Consider the following 21,315-nt stretch of genomic DNA (forward strand, 5'->3'; position numbering starts at 1 on the left):
TAGGGGGAGGATGAAGCGGGTGATGATGAAGCGCATGGGGCGCATCGGCCTGCTGGCCGTCATGCTGATGGTGTCGGCGCAGGCGTTCGCCGCCGGGCCGACGTTTCTGTGGGAGTTGCGGGATGCCCGCGGTGCCGTGCGGGCCTGGCTGTTCGGCACCATCCACGTCTGTGACGAGGCCTGCTTCCCGCTGCCCGGGGTGGTGCGCGAAGCCTTTGCCAAGGCCGATGTGCTGGCCCTGGAGCTCGATCCGGACGATCCGCAGCTGGTCGTCCAGCTGCGTAAGGCCGGCATGCTGCCGTCGGGCCAGCGCCTCGGGCAGCGCCTGCCGCCTGAACTGAATACCCGGCTGGAGCGCGTGGCGGCGGGCTTCGGGCTGCCTGCCGAGGCCATCCAGCGCCTGCAGCCGTGGATGGTGGCGACCCTGCTCAGCCTGCAGGCGGCCGACAAGGCCGGTTATGGCGCGTCGCAGGGCGTGGATCTGTGGCTGGCCCGCCAGGCACGTGCGCGGGGCCTGCCCCTGCTGGCGCTGGAGACGGCCAGGCGCCAAGTGGCCGCCCTTGGCGCAGGGGGCGAGAAGGCCCAGCTGGCCTACCTCGCCGAGGTCGTCGATCTGATCGACAGCGGCGAAGCCAGCGCCTATTTCGGTGCCATGCTGCAGGCTTGGCGCGACGGCGACGCCGCCGAGCTGGACCGCCTGATGCGCGAAGAGATGGCGGGCGAGGCCATGCAGCCGCTGCTCGACGCCCTGCTGGGCCAGCGCAACCGCGAGATGGCGCTGCGCATCGACAAGCAGCTCAAGACCGGCCGCCGTCCCTTCGTGGCGGTGGGGGCAGCCCACCTGGGCGGTCCGTCAGGGCTGGTCGTGCAGTTGGCAGCCAAGGGCTACAAGCTGCGCCAGCTCGATGCCACGCCCGACTAGCCTGCAGTGGGCCGTGACGTGAGCCGCAACGTGAAGTTTCCTGCACCCGCCTGCACCCTGTTCGCCTGCCTGCTGGCCGCACCCGCCCAGGCCGGGCCGATAGCTGTGGATGTCGGGCATTATCTCGCCCGGCCCGGCGCCACCAGCGCCCGCGGCATCACCGAGTTCGACTACAACCACAGCCTTGCCGCCGTGGTCGCCGCGCGCCTGCAAGCCGAGGGTGGAACCGTGAGTCTCATCGGCCAGCGGGGCGAGATGGCCGAGCTGCGCGAGCGTACCCGCGAGGCCGAGGCCGGCGGTGCCCGCTTCTTCCTGTCCATCCACCACGACTCGGTCAAGGAAGAGGCCCTGCGCCCCTGGGTCTGGCAGGGCCAGGCCCGGCATTACGCCGAAGGCTTCACCGGCTTCTCGCTGTTCGTGTCACGCCTCAACCCGTATCCGGTCGAGAGCATCGCCTGCGCCAGTGCCATCGGCGCGCACCTGCGCCAGGCTGGCCTGGCGGTCGCCACACACCATGGTGTGTCGTCCTCCGGCGTGCTGCGGCCCTGGGCCGACGCGGACAATGGCGTGTATTTCTACGACAATCTGGTGGTGCTGAAGACGGCCAGCATGCCCGCCGTGCTGCTGGAGGCCGGCGTCATTGTGGATCGGGACGAAGAGCTGGCGCTGGCCACTCCCGCCCGGCGCGCCCTCACCGCCGAGGCCGTGGCGCAGGGCCTGCGCGCCTGCGGCATGTTCGACACTGCCGCGAACCCGCCGGCTGCCGGAGGTTCCAAGCCTCCGGGCACGGGGAATCCGTGACCGGGCGCCGCCGATCGGCGAAAATCCAGGCCCTGGAAGCCAAGGAGACCTTCCCGCAACATGAAGAACGTTCTGCTGTCCTATTTTTCCGCCGCCCGCAGCCTCACCCGGCGCGGCATCCTGTGGCATCTCATGTGGCCGACCCTGCTCGCCGCCATCATCTGGTCCGGCCTGCTGGTGGCCAGCTGGGGCGCCCTGATCGAGCTCGGTACGCATTTCGTCACCGGCCTGCCGCTGGTTGGCGACTGGCTGGCGGGCTCCGAATCGGCCCTGATGGTCGCCCTGGTGATGTTCAAGCTCAGCCTGGTGGTGCTGGCGCTGCCCATCATCTACGTTACGGCGGCCTTCCTGGTCGCCGCGGTGGCGCTGCCCTTGATGGCCGAGAAGGTGGCGGCGCAGGATTACGCCGATATCGCCCGGCGCGCCGGCGGCAGCCAGGTGGGCAGCGTGTGGAACGCCCTCACCTCGGTGCTGCAGTTCCTCGTGCTGCTGATCCTCACCCTTCCGCTGTGGCTGATCCCCGGCGTGGGCCTGGTGATCTCCCTGATCCTCACTGCCTGGCTCAACCAGCGCGCCTTCCGCTACGACGCCCTGATGGCACATGCCGACCGGGCCGAGATGAAGGAACTGCCGGCGGTGCACGCCAGCGGTTTGTTCGGCGTGGGCCTGCTGGGCGCCGTGATGGCCCACATACCGGTGCTCAACCTGTTCGCCCCGGCCATGTCCGGGCTGGCTTTCGTGCACTACCTGCTGTCTGCTCTGCGGGTCAGTCGCCTGACCGACGACAACCGGGAAAACATCATCGAGGTGAAATGAATGGCTGACAACGCAATCCCCGCCTTTGGCGCAATCATCATCGGCGACGAACTGCTCTCCGGCCGGCGCGAGGACAAACACCTGGGCAAGGTGCTGGAGCTGCTCAAGGCCCGCGGCCTGCGCCTGGCATCGGTGCGCTACGTGGGCGACGAACGGCCGCGGCTGGTGCAAACCCTGCGCGAGAGCTTCGCCACCGGCGACATCGTGTTCAGTTTCGGCGGCATCGGTGCCACCCCGGACGACCACACCCGCCAGGCCGCCGCCGAGGCACTCGGCCTGCCCCTGGCCCTGCACCCCGAAGCCGAGGCCGAGATCCGTGCCCGCTTCGGCGACGAGACCACTCCGCAGCGCCTGCAGATGGGCGTGTATCCGGAAGGCAGCGAGATCATCCCCAATCCCTACAACCGCATCCCCGGCTTCTCCATCCGCAACCACTTCTTCGTGCCCGGCTTCCCGGTAATGGCCTGGCCGATGGTGGAGTGGGTGCTCGATACCCGCTTTGCCCATCTGCATCACCAGCAAGACTACGTCGAGCAGTCGGTGATCGTCTGGGACGCCATGGAAGGCAAGCTCATCGACCTGATGGAGCGCATTACCGCCGACTTTCCCGATGCCACCCTGTTCAGCCTGCCGAGCGTGGGCGGGGAGGGCGGGCGCCGCCATATCGAACTGGGCATGAAGGGCCCGGCGCAGCGTGTCGCGGCGGCCATGGCCCTGATCACCGCCGAAGTCAGCCAGCGCGGCTACACCTGGGAGGCCCCGCCCGCCGGAGATGCTGCGTGACCTGCGGCTACCGGGACTTCCCCGGCCGGCGCTGGCTGGTGGTGTTCCTGCGGGCCGCCCACCTGGCTGGCGTGGTTGGCGTGGGGGCCGGCCTGCTCGCGGGCGCGGCCGCGGCGGCAGGGCCCTTCGCCGAGCTGCTGGTGATCTCCGGCGTGCTCATGGCAGCGCTGGACGCCTGGTCCAACCCGGTCTGGCTGCGGGAGTTTGCCGGCCTGTCGCTGCTCCTCAAGCTGGCCCTGCTGCTGTGGTTTGCGGCGGACGAAGCCGCCCGGCCAGCCCTGTTCTGGTCCATCCTGGTCTTCTCGGCCATCTTTTCCCACGCCCCTGCCAGTTTCCGCCACCGCCAACTGTAGGCCGTGACTGCTGCTGTCACGGGCGTGCAGCCTTGCCCCGCTATGCTCCCGCTGCGTTGTGGCAGGGAGAGGGAAGATGGATGCGGACTGCGTATGGATCAAGACAGCGGCCGGGGTGGAAGAAATCACGGAGCGCCGGCGGACCATTCCGCCCCGCCTGAGAACCGTGCTGATCCTCGTGGACGGACGGCGCAGCGTGCGTCATCTGCGCGAGACGGCCGGCACACTGGCCGACATGGGCGCCTCGCTCAGCGAGTTGCGCGGCCTCGGCCTGATCGCCCCGGTTGAAGCGCCTGCCCACCCGGTGGCCCGGGTGGAGCCCGCCAGCAGGGCCTCCCAGCCCCAGTTGCCGGGGGCTCCCGCGGCGGCACCGCAACGTGCGGCCGGCCGGCGGCGCTCCCTGGCGCTGGCCCGCTTCTACCTGCTCAACGCCATGGAGAAAAGCCTGCGCCATGCCGATGGCGACATCCGCGAACAGCTGCGCCAGGCCACCACCCGTCCGGCCCTGCTCGAGGCCTTCGAGATCTGCCGCGGCGTGGCGGCGGAAGTCGGAGTGGCTCACGTGGAGTCGATCGAGCGGGAGTTCTTCCAGCTCCTCCCCGCCGAGGACGAGTCCTAGGCGCCGGCCTGCATCCCGGCCGTGGCGGCCTGACAGTCGGCGCAATCGTCCGGTGGGCTCTCCAGCACATGGGCCTCGAAGAGCGGAATCGGCATCGGGCGGCCAAACAGGAAGCCCTGGTAGGCATGGCAGCCCATCCCGGCCAGGGCGATCTGCTGCTCCGGGCTCTCCACGCCCTCGGCGATCGACTCGATGCCCAGGCTGCTGGCCAGCGCCGACACCATGCGGGCAATGGCTGCGTCATTCGGGTCCACCAGCATGTCCTTCACAAAGTCGCGGTCGATCTTGAGCTCGTCCAGGGGCATCCGCTTGAGATAGGACAGCGACGAATAGCCCGTACCGAAGTCATCCAGCGAAAAACGCAGCCCATGCATCTTGAGCCGGTTCATCTTGTCGATGATCGACTCCACGTGGGTCGCCATGGTGCTCTCGGTCAGCTCCAGGATCAGCCGGCGCGGGTCGGCACCCGTCTCGTCCAGGGTCTCCAGCACCATGTCGACGAATTCGGGCTCGCGCAGCTGCTTGGCGCTCACATTCACCGCCAGCGACACCTCGCGCAGGCGCGGGTGGGCCTGCCACGCGGCCAGTTGTTCGCAGGCGCGGGTCAGCACCCAGCGGCCGATCGACACGATCAGGCCACTCTCCTCGGCGTGGGGGATGAAATCCGCCGGCTGGACCAGCACGCCGCCCGGCTTGCGCCAGCGCAGCAGCACTTCACCGCCACGCACCCGGCCCAGGGCGTCCACCTGGGGCTGCACATGCACTTCGAACTGATGTTCGGTCAGTGCCACGCGCAGCTCACGGTCCACCGAGGCGCTCTGGTCCACCACCAACTGCATCCGCGGGTCAAAAAAGCGGATGGTGTTGCGTCCCGACGCCTTGGCCTGGTACATGGCCAGGTCGGCCTGCTTCAACAACTCGTCCGAAGTCGAATCCGCGGCGGTGGGGATCGATACGCCGATGCTGGGTGTGCAAAAATGCGCGCCGCCATTCAGTTCATAAGGCTGCGCCAGCGCCGCCAGGATCTTGGCACCCACAATCTCGGCGTGCGATGCCGTCTCCACGCCCGACGCACTCGAATCCAGCAGCAGCACCACGAATTCGTCGCCGCCGAAGCGGGCCACCGTGTCCTCGCCACGCACACACTTGCGCAGCCGGCGTGCCACCTCCTGCAGCAACAGGTCGCCCACGTCGTGGCCACGCGTGTCGTTGAGGGATTTGAAGTTGTCCAGGTCGATGAACAGCACCGCGCAAGTCTCCCCGCGGCGGCGCATCGACTGCAGGGCGTGGCCCAGCCGCTCCTGCAGCAGGCGCCGGTTGGGCAGCTCGGTCAGCGGGTCGTAGAAGGCCAGGCGCTGGATCTGCGCCTCGGCCTCCTTGGTGCGGGTGATGTCCCGCGCGATGGTCGAGGCGCCGATCACCCGGCCACTGTCGTCACAGATCGGCGAGATGGTCACCGATACGTCGATCAACAGCCCATCCTTGCGCCGCCTCACGGTTTCGTAGTGCTCGACGCGCTCGCCGGCGGTGATCCGGGCCAGGTTGCGCGGCTCTTCCTCAACCCGGTCGGCGGGGATGATCAGCTTGGTCATCGACTGCCCCAGCGCTTCGGCCTCGCTGAAGCCAAACAGGCGCTCGGCACCCGAATTCCAGCTGGTGATGATGCCCGCGGTGGTCTTGCTGATGATCGCGTCGTCCGACGAGGTGACGATCGCCCGGAACTGCAGCAACTCCATGCGCGCCAGGCGCACCTGGGTGTCGCGCAGCCAGGCCAGCACGCTGTTGCTATGCTTCACCGGCACCTCGATGCGGCTGACAAAGTCGCCGCTGCCGAGCTGTGAGATGGTGCGTTGCAGCTCGCTCACCGTACAGCCCAGGATCACGTGCAGCTCCCGGTGCACCCGCCACAGCAGGTAGAGCGACAGTAGGCCCAGCCCGATCTGGATGATGCGCATGCGCAGCGTAAGCTGGCGGGCCGACTCCACCGCCGCCCGGGTGCGCTCATTGACCATCCGGTCGAACTCCACGATGGGCCGCATGATGCGCACCTTGGCCAGGTGGAAGGCCTCGTCGTGGAGCATCGAGATGGCCCGCTCGCGCAGCTCGGGCGTCGGCGGCGACTGCTGCTCGATCAGGGCCATGGCCTCGTACTCCAGCTTGGTGAGGGCGTCGGAGTTGTCCTTGGCCTCGGCCAGCTTACCCAGCTCCGCTTCGGTGAAGCCGGCCCGGCGCATCACCTCGAGCAGGGGGATGGCCGGGCCCCTGCGGTTCGATTCACCGCTCACCACATAGAAATCCCAGAACGACGGGCCGTAATCGGCCGGCCGCGGACGCAGGCCGTCGCGGATCTCGCGCACCGCGTTGAACTGGGCCTTGAAGGTCTGGTCGCCGGTGACCACATAGGTGCGCACCAGCCGGGTCAGGTCGTTCGATGACTGCCGCAACTCATCGGCCAGCAGCACCGATTTGAGGCGCATCTCGTTCATCTGCTGGAGCTGCGACTCTGCGTTCACGTGGAAGGCAAAGCTCACCACGAAGGCCACGATGGTGGCGAGCATGGACAGCAGCAGCGCGGCGAACTTGGTCATGGCGGGGTCCCGATATGCATTGACTCGAATGCCCCGCAAATCCATCCGGCGCAGCAGCCTGCGCGTCCGGGGTTATTCAATATAGTGCCCGGAACGGGGCGCCGCGATGATGCACTTCACGGCCTCCGCGCGATGCGGAGGCCGCCCGCGGGCGGAATTTTCGGGCTTGTCCTTGCATCCGGCGCAGGCGTCTTCTATATTCCGGTTGTCCCAAGGGGGAGTAGCTCCACGCCGGCAGGCCGTCAATACGAAGAAAAGCGCGCGAAGTCAGCGGCGTTTCTTCCGGTCTCCGGGCAGTGGCCGGGTTGATTCCGGTCGATGTGAGCAAGACCTTTGCCGTGATGGCAAAGTGTCAATGAACAATCCGGGCTCCCCTGCCGGACCACTCAAAGGCCTTTCGCCATCACCGGACGAAAGGCCTTTTTGTTTGGTTCCGTTTTGGGAGATTCATCGTGGAAAGTATTGGTACGGTGTGGATGTGGGCGGGTTTTACCGCCGTCGTCCTGGTGATGCTGGCAATAGATCTGTTCCTGGTGGGCGGTGGTAAGTCGCACAAGGTGTCCGTAAAGGAAGCGGGCATCTGGACGGTGGTGTGGGTCAGCGTGGCGATGCTGTTTGCCGCGGTGCTGTGGTGGTATCTGGATGGCACCCTGGGGCGCGAGGCAGCCAATGCCCGCACGCTCGAGTTCGTCACCGGCTACCTGATCGAAAAGGCCCTGGCCATCGACAACGTGTTCGTGTGGCTGATGCTGTTTTCCTTCTTCGCAGTACCCCCCGAGCTGCAGAAGCGTGTGCTGCTCTACGGCGTGCTCGGCGCCATCGTGCTGCGCACCGGCATGATCTTCGCCGGTGCCTGGCTGATCAGCCAGTTTCACTGGGTGCTCTACCTGTTTGGCGCCTTCCTGCTGATCACCGGCGTCAAGATGATGTGGTTTGCCGAGCATGAGCAGAACCTGGGCAATAACCCCCTGCTGAAGTGGCTGCGCAGCCATATGAACATCGCCACCGAGTTCCATGGCGAGCGATTCTTCATCCATCGCCAGCTCAACGGCCGGCTGGTGCGCTTTGCCACGCCGCTGTTCCTGGCCCTGGTGCTGGTCGAGGTGTCGGATGTGATCTTCGCGGTGGACTCCATTCCTGCCATCTTCGCCATCACCACCGACCCCTTCATCGTGCTCACCTCCAACATCTTCGCCATCCTCGGCCTGCGCGCCATGTACTTCCTGCTGGCCGACTTCGCGGGGCGCTTCTCCCTGCTCAAGTACGGCCTGGCCGCGGTGCTGATGTTCATCGGCGGCAAGATGCTGCTGCTTGATCTGGTCAAGATCCCGGTGGGCCTGTCGCTGGGCGTGGTGGCCCTGCTCATCGGCAGCTCGGTGCTGTTGTCCCTGCGCAAGGACAGGTTGGCTGCCGCCGACGAGCGCTGAAGTGTGGACGGGGCCCGGCCGCGTGGGGCATGCTGCCGGGCCGTCCTGCTGTGTGGAGAGTCTGCCCCGTGCGGATCCGCAATGAAGTTCCGGCCGATGAGGCCGCCGTCCGCCAACTCAACCTCGCCGCCTTCGAAGGCCCGGGCGAGGCCGACCTGGTCGATGCCCTGCGCGGCAAGACCTTTCCCTACGTGTCTTTGGTGGCCGACGACAAGGGTTTGATCGTCGGCCACATCCTGTTCACCCCGGTGCATCTGCCCGAACATCCCCGCGCGCGGCTGATGGCCCTGGCCCCCATGGCCGTATTGCCGGGCTACCAGCGCAGCGGGGTGGGCAGCGCCCTGGTGGAAGAGGGCCTGCGCCAGGCCCACGAGGCCGGTGCCGGCGCGGTGGTGGTACTGGGCCACCCGGGCTACTACCCGCGCTTCGGCTTCGTGCCCGCCTCGCGCCACGGTCTCCGCTGCGAATACGAAGTGCCCGACGAGGCCTACATGGTGCTCGAACTGCAGCCCGGACATCTGGACGGGCTGGGCGGCACGGTGCACTACCACGCCGCTTTCGCTGCCTTGTAGGGGCCGCTTCAGTGGCTGTCGCGGCATCCATGGGGTCACGCTTGTGGGGGAGGATGTTGCCGGCACTTTGTAGTTTGCCGCTGGTAGGCTTTACTGGTCGGCTTTCCATTGTTCCGCGTTGGATTGGCCGGGAGTTCGCCCCGGCGGGCGACCTCCTTTCTTGCTTCGCCAAGAAAGGAGGCAAAGAAGGCGACCCGCCTCCCCGGTCATTCGCTGCGCGAATGACTGCCCTGCGCTGCTCACGGCAGGCGGCCGGCGCGGAACTCGCCCTTCGGGCTCAAACAGCCGCGCCGGACTACCCCGCCTGCCGCTCCGCGGATCAAAGGGTCGGAACGGGCTTTTCGCAAACACCGCGCGTTTACTGAAGCAGGGCGTGATGATCAACGCACAAGCAAAACCCAAGCGCCTCGCACCCACCGGTCTTTCCGCAGAGGCTCGGTGTTTGCTGAAAGCCCGTTCTGACCCTTTGATCCGCGCAGCAGCGGGCGGGGCTTTCCGGCGCGGCTGTTTGAGGAGGCGTAGCCGACGAGTTCCGTGCCGGCCGCCTGATGCGAGCAGCGCAGGGGAGTCGTCCGCAACGCGGACGACCGGGGAAGCCGGGTCGCCTTTCTTTCCCCCTTTCTTTGGCGACGCAAAGAAAGGGGTCGCCCGCCGGGGCGAAATCCCGGCCAATTCAACTCAAAATAAAGGAAAGCCGCCCAGCAAAGGCACAGACGCAGAATAACCTATACGCCCCGGACAACATCAGCCTCGGCGGGGCCGCAGCGCTTTACACCCCCCTCTTCATCCGCCCGCAGACTTCGATCAAGCCCCTGCGGGCGGATGAAGCCGCCCCTGCACAAGGGAGCTGATGCTGGAGCGGGGCGTGTGTTCCGCCCCTCCCGCCTCAACCCCGCAGGCGCGCCAGCAGGGGCCGCCAGCTCTCACCCTCGTGAATGGCCAGCCCCAGCAGGATCAGCGCGGTGCCGGCCATCAGCCGGCCGCCGATCTCCTCGCCATTGAGCAGGTGGCCGAGCAGCAAGGCCATCACCGGCGTGATCAGGGTGATCAGCGCCACCTTCGACGCCTCCAGATGCTTGATCACGTAGTAATAAAGCGCAAACCCGATCACCGAACCAAAGACCCCGAGGTACACGATGGCCGCCCCCGAGCGCGGCGGGATCACCGCCGGCAGCGTACCGTCGTTGGCCAGCCACACCAGTGCGAAAAACGGCAGCGACACGGTGAGCGAGCCCACCGTGGTGGCCAGCGGCGGGCTGTCATCACCGATGCGCTTGAGGTAAACAAGGCTCGCCGAGTACACGAACACCGCCGCCAGCAGCGCCACCAGCCCTGCCAGCACGTGATCCCCGGCGGCGCTGCCGCCATGCAGGAAGATCACCGCCAGCCCGGCTGCGCCCAGCAGGGTGCCCGACACCTTGGCGCGGGTCAGCGATGCCTCGCCCAGCCACAGGGCCGCCATGATGCCGGCCATCAGCGGCGACAGGCCGAACAGCACCGACACCAGCCCCGAATTGACATAACGGGCGCCCCAATAGGTCAAGGCCATGGCCCCGAAGACCCCCAGGCCACCCACCAGGTAGGCCCGTCGCGCGCGGGCGTGCAGGGGTAGCCCGATTCGCCATACCGCCACCACCAGGCCCGCCACCACCGCGCCGATCAGCATGCGCGCCAGCACCGCAAAGGCAAAACCGGTGCCTTCGGTGCTCCACTGGATGGCCAGCGGCGTGGTGGACCAGATCAGGATGATGGTGAAGTAGGCAAGGGGCACGGACATGGAAAACCTCGTCGATCAATCAGAGTGGGAGAAAAGGGGTATCGGCTGGGATGAGTGCTGCGTGCGCACTTCATTGAGCACAGGGCAAGCGGGGGCGAAAGTCATGCTGGGGCTCCGGGTAAAGGGCAAACAAAAAGGCCGCGGTCTGATGAACCGCGGCCTTGGGGAAAACTGATGCAGGGGCTGTGTCAGCCCGACCCTGGCCACGGACGCGCGCGATCGCGCCATGCGCGCGGCAGGCGGCATACAAGGGCGGTGAAGGTGGCGTGGCAGGTGTGCATGCCCCAATCATGGGGGCGGGGCCGGCCATCCGTCAAGCCGGCCATGTCACAGCCGGCCCGGGATGTAGCCGCAGACCCCGCTCCGGAGTGTTGCGGGCACACCTATCCCGGTACGCCGGCCTGGCAGGCCTAAGCCACCCGGAATCCGGCGACTGTCGTGGCCAGGCTTTGCGACAGGGCGCGCAGATCGGTGGTGGAAGCGCTGATGTTACGGGCTGCGGCGCTGTTCTCCTCCACCATGTTGGCGATGCGCTCCATGCTCTGCGCAATGGCGGTGGAGGCCGCCTGCTGTTCAGACACTGATTCGGTGATTTCAGTGACTCCGTGGGTGGATTGAAGCACTGCATCGCGGGAGTGGGCGAGTACGTCCTCCACTTCCCCAGCCAGCTGGGTGCTGGTGCCGATGGACTGCTCGCCCGCGCTGATGGCAGCCTGAACCGCCTCGGACTGGGACATGATCGAACGCGTCACGGCGTCGATCTCGCTGGCTGAGCGGGCCGATTTTTCGGCCAGTTTGCGCACCTCATCGGCCACCACGGCAAAGCCACGGCCTGCCTCACCGGCGCGGGCGGCTTCGATGGCCGCATTGAGGGCCAGCAGGTTGGTCTGGTCGGCAATGTCGCGCACTTCTCGGGTCATATGGGTGATGGCCTGGGTGCTCCGCACGAATTCCTCCACGGTGCGGGCAATCTCACCCATGTTGCGCTGGATGTGGCCGACCTCACCCACCAGCAGCGACACCTTGCGCGAGCCTTCGGTGGTCTTGTCGACACTGTCAGTGGCCTGGCGCTGCACATCCCGCGCCGTGTCGGAGACGGAGGCGATGGCCACGGTCAACTCCTCGATGGCGGCGGCGCTGCTCGCCACTGCGCCGGACTGCTGCTCCGACACCTCGGCCAGGGCATGGGACGAACCGTCCAGTTGTTCCGATGCGCGGGAGACGTGCCGGCTGGCGCCATGCACTTCACCGATGATCTTCTGCAATTGCTCCATCATCGCGTTGAAGGCCCCCGCCATGCGGCCGATCTCGTCCTGTTTGTGGATCGCCGCACGCTTCGTCAGGTCACCATGCCGGGCAATCTCACTCATGGTGGACTCCAGGTCGGCCAGCGGGCCGGTGATGGACTTGATGAAGACCACCGACAGGCCCGCCAGCACGATCACCGCACCCAGCAGGAAGGCCGCCAGCCCGGTCTTGACGCTGCCAAAGGTCTCTGCAGCCCTGGCGGCCTCTTCGGCGTTGAAGTCGGCGGAGACTTTCTGGATACGGGTGACCAGCTCATCGATGGCGGTGCTGGGAGCACGGTCCAGGCCGTGGACCCGCTTGTCCACCGCGCCGGCAGGGTCGGCCGTGCTGCGGTCGTAGTGCTGCAGGGCATCGCGGTAGGCCGGGCCCAGCGTGCCGAAGGTGACCAGCACCGCGTCGATCTTCAATTGCTCGGCAATCCCCAGCTGGCTGGCGGTGGCTTTCACCTCCTCCAGGCGCTGGCGGACGACACGCTCCTCGTTGTCGAAGCCCTTGAGGTGCTTGGCATAGGCCTCAGGGTCCTTGCCGCGCAGCAGGATGTTCTTCCACTCCTGCACCTGCGTCTTGAAGCGGACCTGCGCGCCCCGGGCCTTGTCCACGGTATCCACGATCAGAGCATGGCGGGTAATGGCTTCGTCCAGCGCGTCATTGAGTGTGTGCGCCTGCATGAAGGAGAAAGCGCCGACGCTGATCAAGGCCAGCATGGCCACCGCAACGAGGACAAGCAGCTTCTGTTTGAGCTGTAGATGCATGGCAGATCCGACCCCCCCAAGTGTCATCTGGCCTTTCGATCCCGGGCAGCGGCGCGGGTCGGAAGCGTCGTGATCCACGCTCCGGAATCAAGCAGGGGCGGGCTGGTCACGATTATTGCCGATAATAGGCAGTGTAGTTGGCGCAAGCCCGATTGCCATCGCGGCATCCCGTCATGCGCGCATGGCAGGCTGTTGGCATACCGGCCGGCGCGGTATGCTGCGCATCGTTTGCTGCGCTGCGTCAGCGCAGCTCTTGTCATGACTGGAAGGAAGCCGAATGGAATCCCGCGAACGTTTTGTCGAACTTGTCCGGGCCTTGCCCCTGGTCTCGGTGGACCTGGTGCTGGTACGCGACCGGCGCGAAGTGCTGCTCGGCCTGCGCACCAACCGGCCGGCCCAGGGCAGCTGGTTCGTCCCCGGTGGCCGCATCCTCAAGGACGAAAAACGTACCGACGCGCTCGCCCGCGTCGCCGCACGGGAGCTGGGTATCACCGATGTGCACGCGCTCGAGCCCGGCTTCCTCGGCCCCTTTGAACACTTCTACCCGGATTGCTTTGCCGGCGACAACGGTGTCTCCACCCACTACGTGGTGCTCGCCCACCGCATCGACGTGCCGGCCGGCTTCGAGATTCCCGGCTGCGACGACCAGCACGAAGTCCTGCGCTGGTGGCCGATTGCCGAAGCGCAGGCCAGCAGCGAGGTTCACCGCTTCACGCGGGACTACCTGCCGTTGTTGGGCTGAGTCAGGGGGCGGGATGGCCGGTGTGGGGCCCGGGATGGCCCCTTGCGGGGGCGGCTTCAGCTGCCTGCTCGTGCCTTTGCTGGGCGGCTTTCCGTTGTTTGGCGTTGGATTGGCCGGGAATTCGCCCCGGCGGGCGACTCACTTCTTTGCTTCGCCAAAGAAGTAAGCAAGAAAGGCGACCCGCCTCCCCGGTCATTCGCTTGCGCGAATGACTCCCCTGCGCTGCTCACGCCAGGCGGCCGGCGCGGAACTCGCCCTGCGGGCTCAAACAGCCGCGCCGGACTTCCCCGCCTGCCGTTCCGCTGCTCGGCGGGTCGGGACGGGCTTTTCGCAAGCACCGCGCGTTTGCTGAAGCAGGGCGTGATGATCAATGCACAAGCAAAACCCCAAGGTCTCGCATCCACCGCCTTTTCCGTAGAGGCTCGGTGTTTGCTGAAAGCCCGTTCTGACCCTTTGATCCGCGCAGCAGCGGGCGGGGCTTTCCGGCGCGGCTGTCTGAGGAGGCGTAGCCGACGAGTTCCGCGCCGGCCGCCCGATGCGAGCAGCGCAGGGGAGTCGTTCGCGCAGCGAACGACCGGGGAAGCCGGGTCGCCTTTCTTTCCCCCTTTCTTTGGCGACGCAAAGAAAGGGGTCGCCCGCCGGGGCGAACTCCCGGCCAATCCAACGCCAAACAACGGAAAACCGCTCAGCAAAGGCACTCCAGCGCGAACCCAAAGTGCTTACAGCATCACTCCGCAGGCTTGGCACCGTGGGTTCTGCGACACCCTCTGAAGCCCTGGCAGAGGAATTCCAGTCGTCACCCACCGGATTCACATCCGCCACCGCGTAACTCAATTCCGCCACCGCATAACTCAATAAATCCATCGCGGATGTCAGTTAACGAACTTGTTAACTGACATCCGCCGCCCGTTAACTGAGATACGCGACCCGTTAACTGACATCCTGGACTCGTTAACTGACATCCGGGGCGCGTTAACTGACATCCGCGACTCGTTAACTGAGATACGCGACTCGTTAACTGACATCCGCAGCCGCGTGATTGAGATACGCGGCTGCGGATGCCGGATAAGGAGTGGCCATGCTGCGGAGCAGCGAGGGGGAGGAAAGTCCAGTGATGTAGTGCACCGCAGGCGAGCGTCTTATGTTGTTTTACATTCTCCAATGTCATCCGATGATGTCTCCGGAAGGATGTAATCCACATACAGGTGCGAATCCCGCAGAGCCAGGTACAGCGTAAATGGAGAGTGGCAAGGACAGCCCCCCCGCCCACTCGTGGATTGGCTTGGACTCCTTGCGTCTCCAGCTGGCGGTGGCGCTTGTGGCGCTGTTTGGGGCCTTGATCTTCGGCGTCACCGCGCTGACGCTGTATTACTTCGAGAGCCGCTTCATCGAGCAGATCCGTCATGAACAGGAGAGCAATGTTCATGGGGTGGCCACCTGGATCCGGCAGGAGGTTGCCGAAAGAACCCGCGTTCTGGAAGACCTGGCAAAAGGTCTGCCCATCGGCTCGTGGAGCGATGAGGCGCGGGTGCAGGCCTATCTGGACGACAAGTTCGTGGCCTCGTCACTGTTCTCCCGCGACATCTACGTCATCTCGCCGGCAGGCCGGCGCATTGCCGAGCTGCCACGGCGCAAGGGCGTCGGCACCGACTACCGGGATTCCCGATATGTAAAGCAGGTGCTGGAGACGCGGCGCCTGGCCATCATGCCCCTGCTCGGGCGCTTCTCCGGCCAGCCGAACCTCATTTTTGCGATACCCGTGCTCGATGATGCGGGCACCGTGCGCGCCATTCTGTGTGGTTCGGAGAGCCTCAGCCCCGGCAGCCACTTCTACATCTCCGACATCCTCAAAAATGGCCGGGCGGGGGGCTACCACGTCTATTCGCTGAAGCACGATGTCTATGTGGCCAGCACGGATCCCACCCGTGTGCTCCAGCCCCTGCCCAAGCCGGGGGTCAATCCGCTGCTCGATCGGCGCAGGAGCGAGAACTACACCGCCTTTGACCTGACCACCGACTCAAAAGGCCTGGAGATCTACTCGGTGGCGGAGAACCTGCCCGAGCTGGGCTGGAATATTGCCGCCTACATGCCGGCCGACGAGGTGCGTGCGCCCTTTGTGAGCCTGTCACGCACTCTCTGGCTGACGGCGGTGTCTGGAATGCTGCTCGTCGGCGGGCTGGTGTGGTGGTTGATGAAGCACAAGCTCAAACCGCTCGAGGATGCGGCAAGACAGATCGCCCGACATCGGACCGGTGACCCCATCCCGACGCTGCCGGAGCGGGGAGGCCGCGAGGTGCGCGAGCTGTTGGCTGTCTTCAACCGGCTCCACCAGCAGGTACAGTCGCAATACGCAACCCTCAAGTCCGAACGCGACGAGCTGGACCGCAAGGTGGCCGAGCGCACCCGTGAGCTGGTCCAGCGCGAGCAGTTCATCCGCACCATTACCGACGCCCTGCCCGGGATGGTGGCCTACTGGGATGCCGACCTTCGGAACCGCTTTGCCAACGCCGCCTATCTCAAGTGGTTTGGCCGGAGGCCGGAGCAGGTCCTTGGCATGCACATGCGAGAGTTGCTCGGCTACAGGCTCTTTGCGCTTAACGAACCTTTCATCACAGCGGCCATTGGTGGGGAGTACCAGCAGTTTGAACGCGAGCTGATCACCCTCGATGGTCAGCCTACGATGACCTGGGCCCAGTACATCCCCCACAAGGTCGACGGGCATGTACTGGGCTTCTTTGTGCTGGTGACCGACATCTCAGCCCTCAAGCAGGCCCAGTCGCAGCTCCGCCAGCAGGCCAGGGAGCTTGAAGATCTCTACCAGCAGGCTCCCTGCGGTTACCACTCGCTGGACAAGCATGGCATTGTCCGGCGCATCAATGAATCCGAACTGCGCTGGCTCGGCTATGAGCGTGACGAGGTGCTCGGCAGGCCCATCACCGACTTCATGACGCCGGAGTCGGCCATATTGTTCAAGGCCCGTTACCCGACTTTCCTTGCCGCAGGCCACATCGGCGACCTCGAGATCGAATTCATCCGCAAGGACGGTGCCCAGCTGCCCGGCCTGGTGGCGGCAACCGCGGAATACGACGAGCGGGGCGACTTCCTCATGACACGCTCGGTCGTCCAGGACTACTCGGGCCTGCGCAGCCAGCAGCAGAACCTGCGCAACATCCTGGCCTGGGCCCCCATCGGGGCACGCATCGTGTCCCTCAAGAGCAATGTCGTGCTCTTCATGAACCAGCGCTTCCGCGACATGCTGGGCGGCAAGGACGACCTGGCGGAAGAGGGGCTCGACGCCGGCGAGTTCTATGTGGATCCGGCGGCCTTCGAGAGCATCAACCGGGCGGTGCGGGCCGGCGAGCTGGTGAGCAACCAACTGCTCGAGATGAAGACCCCCCGCCAGCCCGGATCACCCCACCGCTGGGTGCTGGGCACCTTCATGCGCATCAGCTACGAAGGCCAGGACGCCAAGCTGGCCTGGTACTACGACATCACCGACCTGCGGGCGACCCAGAACAACCTGGCCGAGGCCCAGCGCATCGCCCGCATGGGCAGCTGGCGGCTCGACCTGGCGAGCAACGCAGTGGTGTGGTCGGAGGCGCTGTACCGCATGTTCGGTGCCGATCCGGCCAAGCCGCCACCCGCCTACAGCGAGCAGGAGGGCTGGTTCGAGCCGGACAGCTGGAAGCTGCTCACCCGGGTCCTCGCCCACACGGTGGACACCGGCGAAGCCTACGAAGTCGAGCTGCAGACCCGCCGCACCGATGGCACAAAGGGCTGGATCATGGCCCGTGGCGAGCGCATCTGCGACGCCGCCGGCCATCCGGTGGCCCTGCAGGGCGTCTCGGTGGATATCTCCCTGCGCAAGCACAACGATCTGCTGCTGGCGCGGGCCAAGGAGGCGGCCGAAACCGCCACGCTGGCCAAGAGTGCCTTCCTGGCCAACATGAGCCACGAGATCCGCACACCGATGAATGCCATTGTCGGCCTCACCCACCTGCTGCGCACCGGCGAGACCACCCCGCTGCAGGCCGAGCGCCTCACCAAGATCGAGGCGGCCAGCCTGCACCTGCTGTCGATCATCAACGACATCCTCGATCTGTCGAAGATCGAAGCGGGCAAGATGACCCTGGAGGCCCATGACTTCGCCCTGGACCAGGTCCTCGACCATGTCTGCTCCCTGCTCGCCGAGCCGGCCAGGGCCAAGGGCCTGACGCTCGAAGTCGACGGCGATGGCGTGCCCCTGTGGCTGCGTGGAGACCGCACCAGGGTGCGCCAGAGCCTGCTCAACTTTGCCGGCAACGCTGTAAAGTTTACCGACAAGGGCAAGGTCATATTGCGCGCAAAATTGCTGGACGAATCCGACGCCGGCCTGCTTGTGCGCTTCGAGGTGGAAGACACCGGCATCGGGCTCGCCGCAAGCGAGCTGGCCAGGCTCTTCCAGGAGTTTGAACAGGCCGACAGCAGCACCACGCGTCAATACGGCGGCACCGGCCTGGGCCTGGCCATCACCAAGCGGCTGGCCAGCCTGATGGGGGGCGAGGTGGGCGCCGACAGCACACTTGGCCAGGGCAGCCGCTTCTGGTTCACCTGCAGGCTGCAGCGTGGCCACGGCGCCATGCCGACAGAACCGCGCCTGCCCGCCGACTCCGGGATCAAGTGCTTGCGCAAACACGGCGGCGCAAGGCTGCTTCTCGTTGAAGACAACCCGGTCAACATCGAAGTAGCCCTCGAACTGCTGCACGGCGCCGCAATGAGCGTGGACGTAGCCGAAAACGGCCAGATCGCAATCGACAAAGTGCAGGCCGGAGATTACGACCTGATCCTGATGGACATGCAAATGCCGGTGATGGACGGCCTGCAGGCCACCCGCAGCATCCGCGCCCTGCCGGGCTGGCAGACCAAGCCCATCCTGGCCATGACCGCCAACGCCTTCGGCGAAGACCGCGACGCCTGCAAGGCCGCCGGCATGGACGACTTCCTGGTCAAGCCGGTGGACCCCCATGAACTCTACGCCAAACTGCAGCACTGGCTGCCAGCCCCGCCTCAAGAGGAGGAGGAAGTCAGCCGGGACTGATAAATGATGTGTCCTGTATGCAAATGGCTTTATGGATATCCCGATGGGATTCTAGTATTGACCTGTGCCCAAAGTGCATATCCAGACCATAACAGGAGACATCATGACCAACGTCAGCGAAAACACCCAGGTATCCGTCAAGCAGACCCAGAAAGACGTCGAGTCCTACCTCGCCTTCAGCGCACTGCTCGACTACCGCTCCCACAACCCCGACCACAGCCGCGAAGCCGCCGACCTGGCCTACAAGACCCTCCGCGACGCCGAACTCCTCGCCATCACCTCCCAAGCCGCCGCCAGCGCCGCCGCCGACGCCCTCATCAAAGCCCGCCGCGACCTCCACAACGTGATCCTCGGCATCAAGAACGAAGCCCGCGCGCTGTATGGGCCGAGTTCGGACCAGGTGGCAGCTTTGGGGTTGAAGAAGAAGAGTGAACAGGTGAAGAGGACGCGGGCGAGGAAGGGGGAGGGGAGCGGGGTGTGAGGGGCAGGTAAGTCATGGTACGGCGTCGCCCCTTCTGTGGCGCGCCGTGCTGCTGGTGACTTCGTTGGAGCTTGCTCCGGGGGCATTGGCCTGCCTGATCTGCCATCGATGAACTGTTTTGCCCAGCGCGATTGCGCATAGATGCTGCGGGGTTGGAGTTCTGGATGGTGAGATGTCCAGTGATGTAATTCACAAAAGGCGGACGGCTTATTTGGCTTCAGGTTTTCTCCCGGAGGTCGAAGATGCTTATCGAATGAAGGAAGTCAATCAGCCCGGACCGACCTTGACGGGTGCTCACAAAGACATATCACGATTGTTGCAAGGTAAATGACAAACCAGTTCCTGGCCGGGCAATACCGGGGGGCATTCGGCGGCAGCCGGATTCATGCAGACAAGCCTGCTGCTCAGGTAGATGATTTTTCGTCACTATCTTGGCCGTCATTGCCGTGGAGATTTGAATGAAGATTGCAGAAGCGCTTGCACTGCGCGCAGACCATCAAAAGCGGATCGAGCAACTGAAGGCCCGTCTCCTCCGAAACGCAAAGGTTCAGGAGGGCGAGCAACCGGCTGAAGATCCAGAGGCCCTCATCCTCGAGTACGAGGCACTGGCATCCGAGTTGGTCCACCTGATCAAACGGATCAACGTAACAAACTCGTCTGCATCCGTGGCTGGCCGCTCGATGACCCAAGCCCTTGCCGAACGCGACATCCTGAAGCTCCGGCACACGATGTACCGAGACCTCGCCCAGGCCGCAACCATCACCCAAGCAGTCGCCACGCGCTCCGAAGTCCGATTCAAAGGCACCGTGACCGTTTCGGTAGTGCAAAAGAAGGCAGACGTAATCGCAAAGGACTTGCGGGAACTTGATGCGCGGATTCAAGAAGCGAATTGGTTGATCGACCTGGCTGAATAACAGGATGCCGGTAGCCAAGTCAAAGCGGCGAACACAACCCCGCCGGCGGGGCAATGCCGAGCAAGGAAAGTGCTTGGGGCGGCGCTACGCGGGTTCGAATCCCGCACCGCAAACCGCATGCCCAGAACGCTTACACGAGTACAGGGCACCGTTAATGTGTACTACCGTGTGTTGGGCTTATGACTTGGCGAGGGTGGGTAAGGGGCAATGGTGCTGGTTTCGAGCACCAGGCGTTCTGTTTGGTTGGTGTGGAGGGATTGGCCTTGAACCCTCTTGAGGAACCAGGGAGCTTGGAAGCTGTGCTTCCAGCTTTTGTCAGTCGTGGCAGGGGTTGATAGTGGGGGTGGTGAATCTGGATGGCTGGTATTTGGTCGTTGTGGTTGTTGGGAGTTTGAATAGTCTCGGGCAGCAAACGGCCAGAAGCCGTCACTGGCCACCCAATCCGGATAGCAGTCATCCGGGCGAGTCGGTATGCTACCAGTCTGTATGGCAGATCTGTCGCATCGATCCGCAAACCGTCAGCCGCTACTTTTCCTGCCTTGTGATTCTGTGTTTCGCGTAGTTTCTGCTCCTAAACAGTAAAGTTATCAGGCATTCCGATCTTACGCGGCGAACCTGTCTCCCTAAAACAAAGTTAGCTTTCATTCTTGCACCCTGAGGCGAAAACTTCCAACTAGCTCACCCAATAAGATATGTTGAAACTACAAGACGTTTTTAAGCTCTCTGGTGTTCCGACGCATACATTTGTGAAGCCACAGGAATACTTGAGATTGTCCGTCGCCTTAGATACACCTGGACGGGGAATAATTATCGAAGGACCATCTGGAATAGGAAAGACCACCAGCGTGGTTAAGTCATTATCTGAGTTAGGCATTAAAGATCAGGCAAAAATTCTTTCGGCTCGAAAACCATCTGATCTTGCTCAGATTAAGTCAATACCCAAATCCACGGAAGTTGGTCTTGTTATTATCGACGACTTTCACTGGCTTGATCAACCGACCAAGGCCGCATTCGCAAGCCTAATGAAAATTCTTGCGGACGAGGAAGCCGAACATTCAAAAATCGTACTAATCGGAATTAACAAGCCCCCCGCGTCAGAATAGTTGTCGCCTCTCTATGATGTTGAACCTGGGGGCGACAAGGATGAGAGATGGCTCGGTACGGAGAAGCATTCAGGAACAGAGCGGTGGCGCGGTTGTTGCCGCCGGAGAGCGCCCAAGTGGGCGTGGTATCACAAGAGATTGGGGTTTCGGTGCAGACATTGGAACGATGGCGTGAGGATGCGCAGTCCAGGCCCGCCCGAGGGCGGGCCTGGACTGCGCGCGCTCGACTCGAAGCGGTGATCACTACGGCGGCGATGGACGAGGCCGGCAAGAGCGCCTG

Annotated in this window: 18 protein-coding genes; 15 read left to right on the plus strand and 3 right to left on the minus strand. The window is 64.6% G+C overall.

Features of this window, described 5'->3' with window-relative positions; genetic code table 11:
• The first annotated feature begins 10 nt into the window (after nucleotides 1–10).
• The 6 genes from HHL15_RS23205 (at nucleotide 11) to HHL15_RS23230 (ending at nucleotide 4,294) form a co-directional block, all read left to right on the plus strand.
• Nucleotides 11–922: a TraB/GumN family protein gene (locus tag HHL15_RS23205; protein WP_169148190.1), complete on the plus strand. Its 912-nt coding sequence runs from the start codon at nucleotides 11–13 to the stop codon at nucleotides 920–922.
• Between the two features lie 30 nt (nucleotides 923–952).
• Nucleotides 953–1,723, plus strand: a complete 771-nt coding sequence (locus HHL15_RS23210; protein ID WP_328825081.1) for an N-acetylmuramoyl-L-alanine amidase family protein — start codon at nucleotides 953–955, stop codon at nucleotides 1,721–1,723.
• Between the two features lie 60 nt (nucleotides 1,724–1,783).
• Nucleotides 1,784–2,539: an EI24 domain-containing protein gene (locus HHL15_RS23215; RefSeq protein WP_169148191.1), complete on the plus strand. Its 756-nt coding sequence runs from the start codon at nucleotides 1,784–1,786 to the stop codon at nucleotides 2,537–2,539.
• Complete coding sequence (locus tag HHL15_RS23220; protein WP_169148192.1) at nucleotides 2,540–3,322, plus strand: competence/damage-inducible protein A; 783 nt, start codon at nucleotides 2,540–2,542, stop codon at nucleotides 3,320–3,322. It abuts the gene before it with no gap.
• Nucleotides 3,319–3,675, plus strand: a complete 357-nt coding sequence (locus HHL15_RS23225; RefSeq protein ID WP_169148193.1) for a hypothetical protein — start codon at nucleotides 3,319–3,321, stop codon at nucleotides 3,673–3,675. The genes HHL15_RS23220 and HHL15_RS23225 overlap by 4 nt, the downstream gene beginning before the upstream one ends.
• Nucleotides 3,676–3,751: 76 nt before the next feature.
• Nucleotides 3,752–4,294 (plus strand): hypothetical protein, encoded by a 543-nt coding sequence (locus HHL15_RS23230; protein ID WP_169148194.1) that lies wholly within the window; start codon nucleotides 3,752–3,754, stop codon nucleotides 4,292–4,294.
• Here HHL15_RS23230 and HHL15_RS23235 read toward each other — a convergent pair.
• Nucleotides 4,291–6,882, minus strand: coding sequence for a putative bifunctional diguanylate cyclase/phosphodiesterase (locus tag HHL15_RS23235; protein WP_169148195.1), 2,592 nt, complete (start codon nucleotides 6,880–6,882; stop codon nucleotides 4,291–4,293). The two genes, HHL15_RS23230 and HHL15_RS23235, sit on opposite strands and share 4 nt — an antisense overlap.
• Nucleotides 6,883–7,334: 452 nt before the next feature.
• Between HHL15_RS23235 and HHL15_RS23240 the strand changes: the two genes are divergently transcribed.
• Nucleotides 7,335–8,309, plus strand: coding sequence for a TerC family protein (locus HHL15_RS23240; RefSeq protein ID WP_169148196.1), 975 nt, complete (start codon nucleotides 7,335–7,337; stop codon nucleotides 8,307–8,309).
• 68 nt (nucleotides 8,310–8,377) lie between these two features.
• Nucleotides 8,378–8,881 (plus strand): GNAT family N-acetyltransferase, encoded by a 504-nt coding sequence (locus tag HHL15_RS23245; protein ID WP_169148197.1) that lies wholly within the window; start codon nucleotides 8,378–8,380, stop codon nucleotides 8,879–8,881.
• Between the two features lie 886 nt (nucleotides 8,882–9,767).
• On the opposite strand, the gene HHL15_RS23250 is transcribed toward HHL15_RS23245, so the two are convergent.
• Nucleotides 9,768–10,658, minus strand: a complete 891-nt coding sequence (locus tag HHL15_RS23250; RefSeq protein ID WP_169148198.1) for a DMT family transporter — start codon at nucleotides 10,656–10,658, stop codon at nucleotides 9,768–9,770.
• Between HHL15_RS23250 and HHL15_RS23255 the strand changes: the two genes are divergently transcribed.
• Nucleotides 10,657–10,833, plus strand: a complete 177-nt coding sequence (locus tag HHL15_RS23255) for a hypothetical protein (protein ID WP_169148199.1) — start codon at nucleotides 10,657–10,659, stop codon at nucleotides 10,831–10,833. The genes HHL15_RS23250 and HHL15_RS23255 overlap by 2 nt on opposite strands.
• 235 nt (nucleotides 10,834–11,068) lie before the next feature.
• On the opposite strand, the gene HHL15_RS23260 is transcribed toward HHL15_RS23255, so the two are convergent.
• Nucleotides 11,069–12,718 carry a methyl-accepting chemotaxis protein gene (locus HHL15_RS23260; protein WP_169148200.1) on the minus strand — a complete coding sequence of 550 codons (1,650 nt, stop codon included), beginning with the start codon at nucleotides 12,716–12,718 and terminating at the stop codon, nucleotides 11,069–11,071.
• A 277-nt stretch (nucleotides 12,719–12,995) separates the two neighbouring features.
• Here HHL15_RS23260 and HHL15_RS23265 point away from each other — a divergent pair, with 277 nt between their 5' ends.
• The 6 genes from HHL15_RS23265 to HHL15_RS23290 all read left to right on the plus strand — a co-directional run.
• Nucleotides 12,996–13,460, plus strand: coding sequence for a GDP-mannose mannosyl hydrolase (locus HHL15_RS23265; protein ID WP_169148201.1), 465 nt, complete (start codon nucleotides 12,996–12,998; stop codon nucleotides 13,458–13,460).
• Nucleotides 13,461–14,742: 1,282 nt separating this feature from the next.
• Nucleotides 14,743–18,537, plus strand: a complete 3,795-nt coding sequence (locus HHL15_RS23270) for a PAS domain-containing protein (protein ID WP_169148202.1) — start codon at nucleotides 14,743–14,745, stop codon at nucleotides 18,535–18,537.
• 103 nt (nucleotides 18,538–18,640) lie between these two features.
• Nucleotides 18,641–19,018 (plus strand): hypothetical protein, encoded by a 378-nt coding sequence (locus HHL15_RS23275; protein WP_169148203.1) that lies wholly within the window; start codon nucleotides 18,641–18,643, stop codon nucleotides 19,016–19,018.
• 458 nt (nucleotides 19,019–19,476) lie between these two features.
• Entirely contained in the window at nucleotides 19,477–19,932 is a 456-nt protein-coding gene (locus tag HHL15_RS23280) for a DIP1984 family protein (RefSeq protein ID WP_169148204.1), read from the plus strand.
• A gap of 692 nt (nucleotides 19,933–20,624) precedes the next feature.
• Nucleotides 20,625–21,035 (plus strand): ATP-binding protein, encoded by a 411-nt coding sequence (locus HHL15_RS23285; RefSeq protein ID WP_206198940.1) that lies wholly within the window; start codon nucleotides 20,625–20,627, stop codon nucleotides 21,033–21,035.
• A gap of 47 nt (nucleotides 21,036–21,082) precedes the next feature.
• The coding region (locus tag HHL15_RS23290) for a transposase (RefSeq protein WP_169147065.1) at nucleotides 21,083–21,315 on the plus strand (233 nt) is incomplete at its 3' end.

Source organism: Zoogloea dura (assembly GCF_012927165.1).
GTDB classification, from domain to species: domain Bacteria; phylum Pseudomonadota; class Gammaproteobacteria; order Burkholderiales; family Rhodocyclaceae; genus Zoogloea; species Zoogloea dura.

Bases quoted from the DNA above. Each gene is read 5' to 3' on its own strand.
- HHL15_RS23215 (WP_169148191.1), top strand. From the start codon at position 1,784: ATGAAGAACGTTCTGCTGTCCTATTTTTCCGCCGCCCGCAGCCTCACC.
- HHL15_RS23205 (WP_169148190.1), top strand. From the start codon at position 11: ATGAAGCGGGTGATGATGAAGCGCATGGGGCGCATCGGCCTGCTGGCC.
- HHL15_RS23260 (WP_169148200.1), bottom strand. From the start codon at position 12,718: ATGCATCTACAGCTCAAACAGAAGCTGCTTGTCCTCGTTGCGGTGGCC.
- HHL15_RS23275 (WP_169148203.1), top strand. From the start codon at position 18,641: ATGACCAACGTCAGCGAAAACACCCAGGTATCCGTCAAGCAGACCCAG.
- HHL15_RS23285 (WP_206198940.1), top strand. From the start codon at position 20,625: ATGTTGAAACTACAAGACGTTTTTAAGCTCTCTGGTGTTCCGACGCAT.
- HHL15_RS23250 (WP_169148198.1), bottom strand. From the start codon at position 10,658: ATGTCCGTGCCCCTTGCCTACTTCACCATCATCCTGATCTGGTCCACC.
- HHL15_RS23280 (WP_169148204.1), top strand. From the start codon at position 19,477: ATGAAGATTGCAGAAGCGCTTGCACTGCGCGCAGACCATCAAAAGCGG.
- HHL15_RS23255 (WP_169148199.1), top strand. From the start codon at position 10,657: ATGGAAAACCTCGTCGATCAATCAGAGTGGGAGAAAAGGGGTATCGGC.
- HHL15_RS23230 (WP_169148194.1), top strand. From the start codon at position 3,752: ATGGATGCGGACTGCGTATGGATCAAGACAGCGGCCGGGGTGGAAGAA.
- HHL15_RS23235 (WP_169148195.1), bottom strand. From the start codon at position 6,882: ATGACCAAGTTCGCCGCGCTGCTGCTGTCCATGCTCGCCACCATCGTG.
- HHL15_RS23265 (WP_169148201.1), top strand. From the start codon at position 12,996: ATGGAATCCCGCGAACGTTTTGTCGAACTTGTCCGGGCCTTGCCCCTG.
- HHL15_RS23220 (WP_169148192.1), top strand. From the start codon at position 2,540: ATGGCTGACAACGCAATCCCCGCCTTTGGCGCAATCATCATCGGCGAC.